Raw genomic sequence first — 13,893 nt, forward strand, 5'->3', positions numbered from 1 at the left:
CCGCTCTGCGTGAGGGGCAGGGCGACGTCGCCAAGTGGCAAGGCAGGGGTCTGCAAAACCCTCATTCGCCGGTTCGAATCCGGCCGTCGCCTCCTGATGGCCGGCAACATCTCCAGGTTGCCGGCGCTTTTATTGCCCGGCTTCTCCCACTGCCTCCATGCATACCGCCCTGTCCCCAACATGCGCGAGCACCTTTGCCGGCGCACCTCTTTTGCCAGGCCATATTGTCAATTCATGGTACGTGGTTTATAATCACATTCGCTACACTTGATGGACCCCAGCAATGGGCCAAAACTTCCAGGTCAGTGGAACCCTGCCCCGATGATCAAACAGCTCGCGCTCCGGGTCCTTTTGCCCGCGCTGATCGTCAGCGCCGTGATCGCCGGCATTTTCCTGGCCTACCGCCAGGCCCCTGTGATGCTGGCGGTGATAGATGCGGATACCGGCGCGCCCGTGCCGGCGGCGCGCGTCTCTTTGCCCGCCGGCCTGGAGCGAGTCACCCTCGCCAACGGGCACGTTCTGGCGCGTCTGCCGCGGGGAGATACCACGCTGGCGGTAGAGGCGGCCGGCTATATCCCGACCCAGACCACCTGCTCCCCGCCCCGCTTCCAATGGAGCGCGTTCCGCTGTGAGGTGCGGTTGGTCCCCTGGCGCCTGAGGGTCCGTCTGACCGACGCGCTGGACCCGACCTACCCCGTGCCGCCGGCCCGGGTCCTGGCGGACAGCCACCCCATGACGCCGTTGGGCAGTGGGGAGTACGCGATCGAGTGGGTAGGACCGCCGGCGCGTGTGACGATAGAGGCGCCGGGCTATCTGCGCTGGGAAGGCGAGGTGTCCGGGGACGCCTATTTCACCGGGGAGCAAGCCCTGGAAATCCCGCTGGAGCCCGTGCGTATCACCGGCCGGGTGAAAGCGGCCGACAGCGGCGAGGCGCTCGCCGGCGCCCGCATCTGGGCCGGCGGCGAGCGGTCCCTCACCGATACGGCCGGAGCGTTCGAGCTTCTGCGCGTTCCCGTCCCCTTCCAGCTGCGCGTCGAGCGGGCGGGATATCGGCCGTACCGGGGCCCCCTCATTGGGGAGACATGGCTGGAACAGCCCGCCCCGCTGGAGATATCGCTTCAGCCCATCTGGACGGCCGGCGTCGTCCGCGACGCGGAGACGCAACTGCCGGTCGCCGGCGCAGTGGTGCAGACCCCCGCCCAGCGCGTCGAAGCGGACAGCAGTGGCGCGTTCCAACTGCGGGCGCTGGAGGCCGGCACCCCCATCACCATCTCGGCGCCGGACTATTTCAGCACCACCCTGGCCTACGCCGGCCAGGAAACGCTCGCCATCTCTCTACAGCAGATCAAGGTGCCAGCAGTGGTGCGCGACGCGCTGAGCGGCCAGCCCATCGCCGGCGCGCTCCTGCGCACCGCCGGCCGCACCTTCATGACCGACGAGGAAGGATCCGTCACCGTCATCGGCCTTCTGCCGGGGCAGGAGCTGGAGGCCAGCGCCCCGCATTATGCGGTTGTGCGCCTGGCATATGCCGGCGGCAACCCGCTGGAGATATGGCTGGCACCCCATACGGTCATCCTGCACGTCGTCGATGCGGACACCGGCGAACCCATCCCCGGCGTGCGGTTGAAATCGGCCGGGCAGGCCATCCCGCCGGACGGCGCCGGCGCATTCGTGCTGAAAGAATGGAACCCGATGCAGTCCCTGACGGTGCGCGCCGCCGGCTACGGCAAATTTACCCTGATGCTAAACCCCGAACTGTGGTGTACTGACGAGCGCAGGCCCTGCCTGCGCTCCGCCCACACCGAGGACAGCGAAGCGGTTGCGCTGGAACTGGCCCTGCCGGCGTTCCGCGCCAAGGGCATTTACATCCCCTTCGGCCTGCTGACGCGCCCCGACCGCCTGCGCGAACTGCTGGAGCTGGTCAGGAGCACCGAGCTGAACGCCGTAGTCATTGACATGAAGAGCGATCGCGGCTTCCTGGGATTCCAGAGCGCCCAGCCGCTGGCGCAGGAGTTCGGCGCCCTGCGGCGGGACATCGTGGATATCCGGGAATTCCTGCGGGAATGCCGCGAGGCCGGCGTCTACACCATCGCCCGCATCGTGGTCTTCAAGGACAACCCGCTGGCCCAGGCCCGCCCGGAATGGGCCGCTGTCCGGGCCGACGGCAGTGTCTGGCTGGACCGGGAAGGGCTGGGCTGGGCCAATCCTTTCCTGCAGGAAGTGCGCGATTACAATATCGCCCTGGCCAAAGAGGTCGCGGAGCTGGGATTCGACGAGATTCAGTTCGACTACCTGCGCTTTCCCTCGGATGGGGATGTGGGGAGCATCGTCTACGCGCAGGAGAACACATTAGAAACGCGCACTGAGGCCATCCGCACCTTCATGGAGCAGGTCACCGCGGCCCTGGAGCCGTATGATGTGTTCATCTCCGCCGATGTCTTTGGGCTGACCGTGTGGGTGGCGCCGGACTCGGACATGGGCATCGGCCAGCGCGTCAAGGATATCGGGCCGTATCTCGATTACCTGTGTCCGATGATCTATCCCTCGACGTTTGGGCCGGGGAACCTGGGCTATGAGGTCCCGTCCGACTATCCGTACGAGGTCATCTACCGCAGTGTGATACAGGCCGCCGGCAGACTGCCGGCCCACGTGCGGGTGCGGCCCTGGCTGCAGGCCTACTGGTACACGCTGGAACAGCAGGCCGCACAGCGCCAGGCGGCCGAGGACGCCGGCGCCTGGGGCTGGTGCTTCTGGAACGCTGGCGGGAAATACCTACCCGAACTGTTCGCGCCGGCCGGCCCATGACCATCCCGCCGGCGCGCATTTCCCTTCCAGCGCCCTTCTCGGTATAATGGCCTCATGAGCCAGAGACGCCTGGACCTGTGGTTGCTCTTTCTCCTGCTGATGGCCAGGGTGCGCATTGACACCCTGGCGGATATGGTCCTGCCAACCCGCCATCAGGACGTGGCGCGCCTGCCGCTGGTGCAGAGGCTGTTCTCCCCCCACGCCCAGGAACTGCTCAAAGATTGGCTGACCGACCCCCTGTCGCTGGTGCTCATCAGCATCGCCTTCGCCGGCTTCCTCCTGTATCTCATCGCCGACCTGGCACAGGAACGCTGGGGAGAGGCCAGACTGTACCCGGTCAAGCTGGCGCTCATCTGGCTCATCATCGCGGCGACGGTGATCGCCGGCAGTGCCAAGCTCATCGCCCTGCGCCAGATGAACGGGCCGGCCTCCTACTGCCACGACGGCGGCGTCATCCAGACGGAAGAGGCCGTCAAGCTCTTCCTGGCCGGCCGCAACCCATACGTCGAGGATTACCTGAACACGCCGCTGGCGGAATGGGGATTGGACCTGCGCTCGGCGCTCTATCACTATCCCTATTTGCCCTGGACCTTCGTTTTCTCCGCGCCGTTTTACCTGTTGGCCCGGGCGGTGTGGGGATATTTCGACGCGCGCATGGTCTATCTCCTCCTGTTCGTGCTGACCTTGGTGATGAGCCTGCGGCTGGCGCGCCGGCCCTCGCACCGTCTCCTGCTCGTCATGGCGCTGGGGCTGAACCCCATCATGGGAAGCGATGTGATCTTCGGCCAGAACGATATCTTCGTGCTTTTTTGGATGGTGCTGGCATGGTGGCTCCTGCCGCGAGGGGAGCCGGAGCGCCGGCAGGAATGGCGCTATCTGGCCTCTTCAGCCGCCGCCGGCCTGGCGCTGGCCTCCAAACCCACCGCCTGGTTCATGCTCCCCTTCCACCTGCTGGCGCTGTGGGAGGTGCACTGGGAGGGCCGGCGCTGGAGCATCTCGCCGCGCTGGTGGCGCCGCGCCCTGCCCATGCTGGCGGTCTGCCTGGCGCTGGCCGGCCCGTACTTCGTCTGGTCACCGGTAGCCTTTGTGGACGACATCTGGAGATGGGCCAGCGGCTCCTCTGCCACACCCTATCAGATTCGCGGCTGGGGCTTCGCCAACTTCGTGCTGGCGCTGGGGTTCGTGGAAAGCCGGCTGAGCTACTTCCCCTTCTGGATACCGCAGTTGCTGACCTGCGCGCCCCTGCTGGTCCTCCTGCTGTGGCGGCAGGTCAAGCAGGCGCACGGCCCGGCCGGCATCGCCCTGCACACGGCCATCCTGCTGTTCGTCTACGCCTTTTTCTCCCGCTTTTTCAACGAGAACTATGTCGGCTTCATTGCCGCCCTGCTGGCCATCGGCCTGCTGGCCGAGGACGGGGCGGAGCCGACGCACGCCGCACATGAGGCAGTATCAGGGATATGAGGGGAGAGCGCGCGGTTCGGGCAGTGCGAAATATTAGACGATGGCTAAAGGGCCGGCTGGGATGCCGACCGCTTTCGCCGGCTATCCCGGCGGTGCGCGGCAGTGTCATCGCGGCCGGCATCCTGCTGAGCGCGGCTCTGCTGGCCGGCGCCGGCCGGCAGGGGCGGGCCAGCTTCCCCCTGCCGTACCTTCTGGCCCCCACCGCCACCCCCACGCCAACGCCGACCATCACCGCCAGCCCCACCCGCACAGCCACCGCGACCAGAACGCCGACGGTGACCTCCACGCCGACCAGCACGGAGACAGCCACCGCCACGCCGACGCCCACAGCGACCTGCACGGCCACACCGACGGCAACTCCCACCAGCACCCCGACGCCCCAGCCCACGCCGGACGGCGTGCATCGCACGGCGCGCGTGCCGATACTGATGTACCATCACATCGCGGACCCGCCGGCCGGCGCCAAAGCGGTCGAGCGCGATCTCTCGGTCTCGCCGGCGCGCTTCGAGGAGCAGTTGCGCCACCTGCGCGACGCCGGCTATCAATCCATCTCCACCGTGGACCTGGTGTACCATCTGACGTTGGGGACGTCCCTGCCGGCGAAACCGGTCATCATCACCTTTGACGACGGCTATCGCGATATCTATACCAATGCGTTCCCCCTCCTGCGGGCCTACGGCTTCACGGCGACGGTGTACGTCATTACCGATTTTGTCGATCGCGGCCTGACGCCGTATCTGACCTGGCCGCAGATCGAGGAAATGTATGCCGCCGGCATAGAGTTCGGCGCGCACAGCCGCGATCACCCCGATCTGCGCCGCAGGTCCTACGACTTCCTGGTGTGGCAGATCCTGGGGCCGAAGCAGACGCTGGAGGCCCATCTGCCGGCGCCGGTGCGCACCTTCTCCTATCCTTCCGGCGGCTATGACCAGCATGTCATAGACGTCCTGCGCTCCGCCCACTATTGGTGCGCGGTGACGGCGGAACAGGGTGCCACCCACTCCAGCGACGGCCTCTTCACCCTGTCGCGCATCCGGGTGCGGCGCGCCGATACCCTGGAGACATTCCGCAAGAAGCTGGAGCTGGACTGGTAAAGCGATGTCCGTGGATGCGCTGGCGCTGAGCGCACTGACCGAGGAGATACGCGGCTGTCTGCTGGGCGGACGGGTCCAGGATGTGCTGGCCGTGGACGAGCTCAGCGTGGGGCTGGAGGTATACGCCGGCGGCCGCCGGCACTATCTTCTGCTCAGCGCCCACCCACAGTGGGCGCGCATCCATATCTCCAGCGTCCAGCTCCGGCGGGGCCTGGAAGCGCCGCCGCCCTTAATACTGCTCCTGCGCAAGCGTCTGCGGGGCGGCCGGCTGATGGAGGTGACACAGCCGGCTTTCGAGCGCATCGTGCATCTGCGCTTTCGCCATCCCCAGGAGGGCGAGAGCCTGCTGGTGCTGGAGTGCATGGGCCGGCACAGTAATATCCTCCTGCTGGATACGTCCGGGACCATTCTGGAATGCATCAAACGCATTGGCCCGGAGGTGAACCGCTACCGTCAGCTCCTGCCCCGCCTGCCGTATGTCCCCCCGCCGGCGCAGGCCAAACTGCCCCCCGACCAGCTCACCGCGCAGGACGCGGCGTCCATCCTGCAGGGGCGGGCCGGCAGTACGCCGGCGTGGAAAGCGCTGGTGGAATCCATCCAGGGCGTCAGCCCCCTGCTGGCGCGGGAGCTGTGCTTTCGCGCCTGGGGCAGGGCCGACATCCTCTGTGGGGAAGTGGCGGAGCCGGCCGCGTTCCTCGCATCCTTCTCTGCACTGCTGGCACCCCTTGCCAGCGGGGACTGGCGGCCGTCGCTGGGCTATGATTCCGCGGCAGAGGACGCGCCGGCAAGCTGTTTCGCGCCCTACCCCTTGACCCACTGCGCTCGCTGGGAGCCGGCCCCGTCCATCAGCCTGGCGCTGGAGCGCTGGCTGGAGGACGCCCAACAACAGGCGCGCGATCCGTACCGCGCGGCGCGCCAGCGGCTGTGGAAGATGCTGGAGGATAGCGCAGGCCGGCTGGAGCGCCGGCGGTGCCAGCTCCTCGAGCAGATGGTGCCGCCGGAGGAGATCGAGGCACTGCGCCAGGCCGGCGAATATATCCTGGCCTTCGGCTGGCAAATGCGCCCCGCGCAGGATACCCTGGAGGTGGAGCTGGGGGAGGGTGAGGTGCGCCGCATCGCGCTGGACCCGGTGCTTTCGCCGGCGGAGAACGCCGAGCGCTATTTCGAGCGCTACCGCAAGGCCAAGCGTGCGGCAGAAGCCGTGCCGGCGCTTCTCGAGGAAGTGGAAGGGGAGCTGGCTTTCCTGGAGCAGTTACGCCTGGATGTGGAGCTGGCCGCCAGCCGCGCGGAGCTGGATGCATTAGAGCAAGAGCTGGTGCAGTGGGGGTATGTACCTGCGCCGGCCAAGAAGCCGCGTGCCAAACCTGCGCCGGCGGCGCCTCTCACCATGGAAGGCCCGGATGGGTTCCAAATACTGGTGGGGCGCAACAGCCGGCAGAACGATTACCTGACCTTCACGCTGGCGCGCGGGGATGACCTGTGGTTTCACGCGCGGGGTGTGCCCGGCGCGCACGTGGTACTGCGCACCGCCGGCCGGACGCCCACGCCGGCCGCCATCCAGCGCGCCGCGGAGCTGGCGGCGTATTATTCCCGCGCGCGGCAGGACACCCAGGTGCTGGTGGACTACACCTTATGCCGGCACGTGCGCCGGCGCGCCGGCGGTCGGCCGGGCCAGGTCTACTACCGCAATGAGACGACGATCGCGGTGGCACCGCGGCCCTAGGGCCGGCTACTCCACCTTAATCTTGGTGACCTTTTTCTCGGCCTTCTCTTCCTCTTCGAACCACTCGATGGCTTTGTCGAGGAGACTGCGCAGGGCCAGGAGCGCCTCCCGGTTGGCGGCCTTCACATGGGAGCGGAACTCCTGCGGCAGGAAGGCCGCCGATTTGCCCTTCGCCGTGATACCCTCGATGCCTTCCACCAGCCAATCGGTGAAGGAGAACTCCTCCGGTTTCTTGCGGGTCGTCTCTTTCTCAGCCATTTTTCACCTCCTCATGGTGAGGCCATGGCGTTCAGCCGGCGGGTTTCTGCGCCAGGGCGATGATGGTGGTGCCAAAAGGCAGGTTCACCCCTCGCAGGAACCAGGCCTCGACCCCCCCGATGCCGTTCAGGAGGGCATTCAGCCAGGGCGAAACCGGCTCCATCTCGACCTGATAGGCGTCCTGATCCGTGGTGGGCGCGGCCAGCGCCGGCTTCTGGTTCATCATCCGACGCAGCAGGATCAGCGCCGCGGCCATCGGGAACACGCTGAAATAGGCGAAGGTCATGCGGCGTACGGCGAAGCCGGCCTGCTCCAGGCGCTCGCCGAGCTGGCGCTTGGAATAACGCCGCTGGTGCTGGTTAATCTCATCGTTATGGCTCCACAGCCATTGAAAGGCCGGCACCGTCGTGACGAAATATCCGCCCGGCTTGCAGACCCGCCGGCACTCCCGGAGCATGGCCAGGTCATCCGGGACATGTTCGACCACATCCAGCGCGGCGACCAGGTCAAAGCGGTTGTCCTCAAAGGGCATGGATTCGCCGCGTCCCTCCACCACCTGATAGCCGCGCGCACGGGCCACCGCCAACGGCTTCGGGTTGTTGTCAATGCCCTCCACCTCGCCGTAGCGGGCCAGGTGGTGGAACATATTGCCGGCCCCACACCCCACATCCAGCACGCGCCGGCCCTCCCGGTACGGCGGGAGCACCGGGTCCAGCACGCTGTACAGCGCCCGGGTGCGGGTGGCAAACCACCAGTGCTTGTCCTCTTCCAATACGATGGGCGGCGTTGTCGGCATGATGTCCATTATCTCCTTATTCCGCGACTTTCCTCATTATCCCCACGTCTATTTTACAACAGCAGGGGCCGTTCGCCAAGTAACGGCCGGCAAGGGCATGGACCCGGTAGCCGTCACCTGAGCGGGGTCAGAGGCCGGCCTTGACGTATACGCCGTTATCCGCTACCATATACCGGACGCTGTGAGGAGCGAGAAAACTGTGGTCTCGACACGGAAGCCAGGCTGGGTCTATCAGGTGCGAGCCGCCGCGTTCGCCGGCGCCCTGCTGATACTGCTTTCCCTCGCGCACCCTGTGAGGAGCGTCAGCACACCGGTCCGCCTTGCGCCGGCCGGTTATACCCCGGAGCTGTGGCTCCCGGACGGCTCGGCGCTCATCGTGGGCCGGCCCGGGGGAATGGTCCCTCTGGCTGATGGGAAGGCGCTCCAGCGTCAGGAGCTGTGGCTGGTGCCGCTGGACGGCTCGCCGGCCCGCCGCCTGACCGATAACGGCGTCCGGCCGCGCCTTACGGAGGACGGCCGGCATCTCACCTTCCTCTCCCATCGGCGGGGCGATACCTGGCAGGAGATGACGCTCTCGCTGGCAAGCGGCAAGGTGCAGGAGGGGAAGAGCATGCGGTGGGGCGAACTGGCCGTCCATACCGAGGCGGCCCCGCTCTGGGATATTCCCGCGCCGGCGGGGGAATACCGCCTGCAGGTGGAGGTGGACGCCGGCCCATCGGCGGCCCTCTGGCTGGTGGGGCCTGAGGGACGGCGTCCCTTGTTCCAGGGCGAGCGCTGGTTCCTCAGCCGGCCGAGCTGGCATCCGGATGGTCGGCGCTTCGCCTATGCCCGTATCCCGCCTGGCACAGGAGAGATCGGGGATATTTTCTTCGTGGATGCCGCGACCGGAGAAGAAGAGCGGCTGACCGCCGGCCAGCACCCCATCTGGTCGCCGGACGGGAGCCGGCTGGCCTTCTGGCGGCCGGACGGGGTATGGGTATGGTCATGGGGGGGCGGCGCCGATGTCATGCTTTCCACACTCTCCCCGGTGGAGACCCCTGCGGAATCCGATGTGCGCTCCGCCGGCCAGCTCACTCCGCCGGCCACCATCCGGGTCAAGCACAGCTCCGAGAACTATTACCGTTCCAATGTGCCGCCCGGACAGGTGGATGTATTTCCCTTCGAGGAATATGTGAAGCGCGTGGTGCCGTATGAGATGCCGGATTCCTGGCCGGCGGAGGCGCTCAAAGCGCAGGCGGTCTCCGCCCGCACCTATGCCTGGTGGTTCGTCCTGCGCCACACTTCTTGGGATTTCGATGTCACTGACTGGACCGAGTATCAGGTCATGGGACCGGACACCTATCCCGCCTCCAATGCCGCGGCAGAAGCGACCACCGGGCAGTACCTGGCATATGAGGGAAATGTCATCCTGGCGGAATACAGCGCCCAGAACGGCAGTCCCACCCTGCCGCGCGGCGCTGTCTCCAGCCCTGATCCGAACTTTCCGTACCTGCGCTCGGTGGATGACCCGGTCTGCTTCGGCGAGGTGCGCAACGGTCACGGCCGGGGGATGTCGCAGGTGGGGAGCCGGCGCTGGGCCGCCTGGTACGGCTGGAACTATGCCCAGATGCTCCTGCATTATTACAGCGGGGTCACCCTGGAACTGCCGGCCAATGCCGCGCCCTCGCCGGCCCTGCCGGTGGGCGCGGTGGTGGAGCCCCGGCACGGCTTTCACACGAACGCCGACCGCGTCCTTCTGCGGGTCAATACCAGCGACGCGGATGGGGACGCCGCCGGCGTCGAGCTGGCGGCGCGCCTGCGCGATGCCGAAGGGAACTTCCTCGAATATCCGCTGGGGATGGCCGTGCCGGCCGGCAGTGGCTGGTACTATCTCTGGGATATCGCTTCCCTCCCCGATCAGCCGCTGGCCGCCGGCGGCGTCAGCATCCTGGGCACGGCCTGGGACGCCGCCGGCCGGCAGTCCATGCTGAGCGCCCTCACTTTTGGCATTGACCGCCAGGCGCCGGCGGGCCTCGTGACTGCCCCGGCGCAGGCTTTCACCACCACGATCCCCATTACGGTGAGCCTGAGCGCGCCCGACGCCGGCGGCTCTGTTGGCCTTCTGCTCAGCAACGGCTGGATATGGGAGGGGGAATCGCTGTACCATGAGAGCGGCACGGGTATCGTCGTGTCCGACAGCGCGGCCTGGAACGGCCAGGCCTGGCTGGGGCGCGCCGGCGAGGATCGGGCCGGCGCCTGGTTCGGACCATACACGAAGGCCCTGCCGGCCTTCCGCGCCTACCGCGCCCTCTTCCGCCTGAAAACCGACGTCATCACGGACACGCGGCCCATTGCCGTGCTGGATGTGGTGGACAATGCCGGCGCGACCTTGCTGGGCATCCGCCCCGTGCGCGGCATTGATTTCCGTCAGGCCGGGGTCTATCGGGAATTCGCCGTGGACTTCTGGTACCCACAGCCGGGAAGCTCGTCGCCGGGCACCAGTGGGCTGGAGTTCCGGGTGGCCTTCGCCGGCATCGCCGACCTCTACTTCGACCGGGTCATGATCACTGGCTATCCCATTGCTGTCACGTATCCCCAGAGCACCGTGAGCTGGGAACTGCCGCCGGCCGCCGGCACGTACACGCTCTATGCCCGGCTGACCGACGCCGCCGGCAATCTCTCGCCGGACCAGCCGCTGACGGTCACCCTCTCATTTCCCACCCCGACGCCGACCCCCACGCGCACGCCCACGCCGACGGCGACGCCCTCACCCACCCCCACACCCACACCGACCGCGACGCCGGCCGCTGGCCAGGTCGCGCTTTCCTTCACGGTGCAGACGCTCTTCGGTGATGGGAATGGGAACGGCGTCTGGGATGAAGGGGAGCCGGCGCTGGAGGACGCGCGCATGTGGTTCATGGAGCAGGGCGGCGGACTGGTGGTGGCGCCGGCGCGCGGCGGGAGCTGGCATTTCACCGCTTCTCTACCCGCCGACCGGCGCTATTGCTTTGTGGCGCTGGCGGCCGGCTTCGGCCCGCGGTCCGAGTGCTTTACCGCACAGCCCGCCGGCGCGGTGCTGACCATCAACTGGCCGGCGGTGGGACTGCCGGCCGGCGCTCGCGCCCTCCTGCCGCAGGTCCAGCGCCTTGGTCCATGATATGATTTGCGCTGTTTTCGTGAGATTTCGGGCGGTTTGGGCCATATTTTATTTGTGTTTCTCGCTCCTTTACCGTATAATATAGGTAAATTCGCCCGAATTGAGACGCGCTTGCTGTAGCAGTGAGGACAGCGGTTGTCCCGGGAGGATGAGAGTCTTGATTCGGCCGTTGGGGCTGATGGATTTGCCGGCGCTGGCCCGCCTCCAGTCCGAGGGCATTCCCCTGGACCCCAAGCGGAGCCTGATCCAGCCGCAGGACCCCCTGCGGACGGCCCTGCGCGCACCGCTGGCATTCACCTGTCCCTCGGCGCACACGTATGTGGCGCGTAGGGAGGCGGAGCTGGGAGAGGGAGTGGGCTTTGTACAGCTTCGCTGTCGGCCGCATGATTGGCGGCTGGCCGATGTGGCCTTTATCGCTCCTGCGCTGGGGCACTCGCCGGCGGCCGCGGAGCTGTGGACCCAACTCCTCACCGCCGCCTGCCTGGACGCCGGGCAGTGGGGCATCGAGCGTATTTTCGCCAGCCTGCCGGCGGAATCGCAGGATGCCATCCCGTTCCTGAACGCCGGCTTCATCATCTTTGCCCGGGAGGATATCCTGGTCAATCGGGAGGTGGCCCTGCCGACCGGCAGTCCGCCGGCGCTCCGCCCCCAGCGCGAACAGGACGGTTGGGCGCTCCAGCGGCTGTACGGCGCCCTCCTGCCCATGGGCGTGAAGCAGGTCGAAGGCGCCTGGTCGCGCAATAACAACGGGCGCACCGGCGGCCTCGAGTGGGAGATTGCCGGCGCCGAGGGCTATGTCCTCGAGCAGGCCGGCGAACTCCTGGGACACGCGCAGATCATGCGGGGCAAACTGGGCTATTGGCTGGAGCTGGCCCTGCATCCGGAGGCCGCGGCCTGGGCGCAGGCGCTGGTGGATGCCAGCCTTCTGCTCCTGGCGCGGGGGCCGTGCCGGCCGGTGTACTGTCCAGTGCGCACGTATCAGGGATTCCTGAAGCCGGCCCTGCTGGCCCGCGGCTTCGTCGAATTCGACCGCCGGGAACTGGCCGTTTTCTCGACGTTGGGGAGGGTCTATGTGCCGGCGGCGGCACATACGGCGCGCGCGGAGCCGCGCGCCGAGGTATCCGTCGCGCCGACGGCCCTGCCCCATGCGTGAGCCGGCTTACATCCCGCCGGCGCAGTCTCGGGCGAAGATACATCTAGAATTACACTGAGACAGAAGAGGATCACACACACGATACATGATGAACACCATGACAGGAATCACAGAAGAAGAAAGGACGGCAGAACTGAAAGAACATCTGCTGACCCGCATGCGAAACACGGAAATGAAGATTACCGACGACCTGGACGCCCTGCTGGCGGTGCTCCCTCCGGACATCGCCCAAGCCGTCCGGGACGCCAACCGCGCCGACGAACTGCTGGAAGTGGTGATGGACCTGGGCCGGCGCCCGGAAGCCCGCTACCTCACCCATGAGGTGGCCCTGCGCGATCGGGAGGTCACGGCCGAGGATTTGGAGTACGTCATCGCCCGGGTGGGCGACTTCGGCGAGGACAACCGCGCCGGCATCGAGCGCACCCTGCACCGCATCTCCGCCATCCGCAACCGCAAGGGGCGCATCGTCGGCCTGACCTGCCGCGTTGGCCGGGCGGTGTACGGTACCATTGACATCATCCGCGACATCGTCGAGTCGGGCAAGAGCATCCTGCTCCTGGGCAAGCCGGGCGTGGGCAAGACCACCATGCTTCGGGAAGTGGCGCGTGTCCTTGCCGAGACCAAGCGGGTGGTCATCGTGGACACCTCCAACGAGATCGGCGGGGATGGGGATATCCCCCATCCGGCCATCGGGCGGGCGCGCCGCATGCAGGTGGCCACGCCGGCCTTCCAGCATGAGGTGATGATCGAGGCAGTGGAGAACCACATGCCCGAGGTCATCATCATTGACGAGATCGGTCGCGAGCTGGAGGCGCTGGCGGCGCGCACCATCGCCGAGCGCGGCGTGCAGTTGGTGGCCACCGCACACGGCCGCACGCTGGACAACCTGATGATGAACCCCACCCTGGCGGACCTGGTGGGCGGCATCCAGAGCGTGACCTTGAGCGATGAGGAAGCCCGCCGGCGCGGCACCCAGAAGTCGGTGCTGGAGCGCAAGGCTCCCCCCACCTTCGACGTGCTCATCGAGATCAAGGACTGGCAGCACCTCATTATCCACCACGACGTGGCCAAATCGGTGGATGCCATCCTGCGCGGCCAGAAGGTGACCACCGAAGTACGCTATCGGGATGAATCCGGGCAGATCCATGCCGAGATCACCTCGCATGTGCCCCCTTTGATGGAGCAACAGCAGGGCGGCCGCATGTCGCGCGGGTTCGAGCGCACCATCGAGCGGGGGTTTGAACGCCCGGCGGAGCGGTTGGCGGAGCGGACGCCGGACCAGCTCAGCACCCTGCGGGTCTACGGCTACGGGGTGGGGCAGAATAAAATCCTGCAGGCCGCCCGCGCCCTGCAGGTGCCGGCCATCACCGTGCGCGACCTGAGCGACGCGGACGTGGTGCTGACGCTCAAGAACTATTACCGCCGGCGGCCCCAGCCCCTCACCGAGGCCGAGGACCGCGGCATCAT

At 67.0% G+C, this 13,893-nt stretch carries 9 protein-coding genes and 1 tRNA gene; 8 read left to right on the top strand and 2 right to left on the bottom strand.

What is annotated here, in order from left to right; all coding sequences use genetic code 11:
• Positions 1-20: 20 nt before the first annotated feature.
• The 5 genes from H5T60_02690 (at position 21) to H5T60_02710 (ending at position 7,083) form a co-directional block, all read left to right on the top strand.
• A tRNA-Cys gene (locus tag H5T60_02690) sits at positions 21-92 on the top strand.
• A gap of 229 nt (positions 93-321) precedes the next feature.
• Positions 322-2,805 carry a hypothetical protein gene (locus tag H5T60_02695; GenBank protein MBC7241336.1) on the top strand — a complete coding sequence of 828 codons (2,484 nt, stop codon included), beginning with the start codon at positions 322-324 and terminating at the stop codon, positions 2,803-2,805.
• Positions 2,806-2,859: 54 nt separating this feature from the next.
• A complete protein-coding gene (locus H5T60_02700; protein ID MBC7241337.1) occupies positions 2,860-4,266 on the top strand; it encodes a DUF2029 domain-containing protein in 1,407 nt (468 codons plus the stop codon).
• A complete protein-coding gene (locus tag H5T60_02705; GenBank protein MBC7241338.1) occupies positions 4,263-5,360 on the top strand; it encodes a polysaccharide deacetylase family protein in 1,098 nt (365 codons plus the stop codon). The genes H5T60_02700 and H5T60_02705 overlap by 4 nt, the downstream gene beginning before the upstream one ends.
• 4 nt (positions 5,361-5,364) lie before the next feature.
• Positions 5,365-7,083, top strand: coding sequence for an NFACT family protein (locus H5T60_02710; protein MBC7241339.1), 1,719 nt, complete (start codon positions 5,365-5,367; stop codon positions 7,081-7,083).
• Positions 7,084-7,089: 6 nt separating this feature from the next.
• Here the strand turns inward: H5T60_02710 and H5T60_02715 are convergent, their stop codons facing one another.
• Both H5T60_02715 and H5T60_02720 read right to left on the bottom strand, forming a co-directional pair.
• The gene (locus tag H5T60_02715; protein MBC7241340.1) at positions 7,090-7,341 is read right to left on the bottom strand and encodes a hypothetical protein; all 252 of its coding nucleotides are present in this window, start codon (positions 7,339-7,341) and stop codon (positions 7,090-7,092) included.
• Positions 7,342-7,372: 31 nt separating this feature from the next.
• On the bottom strand, positions 7,373-8,137 hold the full coding sequence (locus H5T60_02720; GenBank protein MBC7241341.1) for a class I SAM-dependent methyltransferase: 765 nt from the start codon (positions 8,135-8,137) through the stop codon (positions 7,373-7,375).
• A gap of 199 nt (positions 8,138-8,336) precedes the next feature.
• Between H5T60_02720 and H5T60_02725 the strand changes: the two genes are divergently transcribed.
• The 3 genes from H5T60_02725 to H5T60_02735 form a co-directional block, all read left to right on the top strand.
• Positions 8,337-11,273, top strand: a complete 2,937-nt coding sequence (locus H5T60_02725) for a SpoIID/LytB domain-containing protein (protein ID MBC7241342.1) — start codon at positions 8,337-8,339, stop codon at positions 11,271-11,273.
• Positions 11,274-11,421: 148 nt separating this feature from the next.
• Positions 11,422-12,426 carry a hypothetical protein gene (locus H5T60_02730; GenBank protein ID MBC7241343.1) on the top strand — a complete coding sequence of 335 codons (1,005 nt, stop codon included), beginning with the start codon at positions 11,422-11,424 and terminating at the stop codon, positions 12,424-12,426.
• A 172-nt stretch (positions 12,427-12,598) separates the two neighbouring features.
• Positions 12,599-13,893, top strand: a 1,295-nt coding sequence (locus H5T60_02735; GenBank protein ID MBC7241344.1) for an AAA family ATPase, incomplete at its 3' end; no start/stop codon positions are given.

The organism is Anaerolineae bacterium (assembly GCA_014360855.1).
GTDB lineage: Bacteria > Chloroflexota > Anaerolineae > JACIWP01 > JACIWP01 > JACIWP01.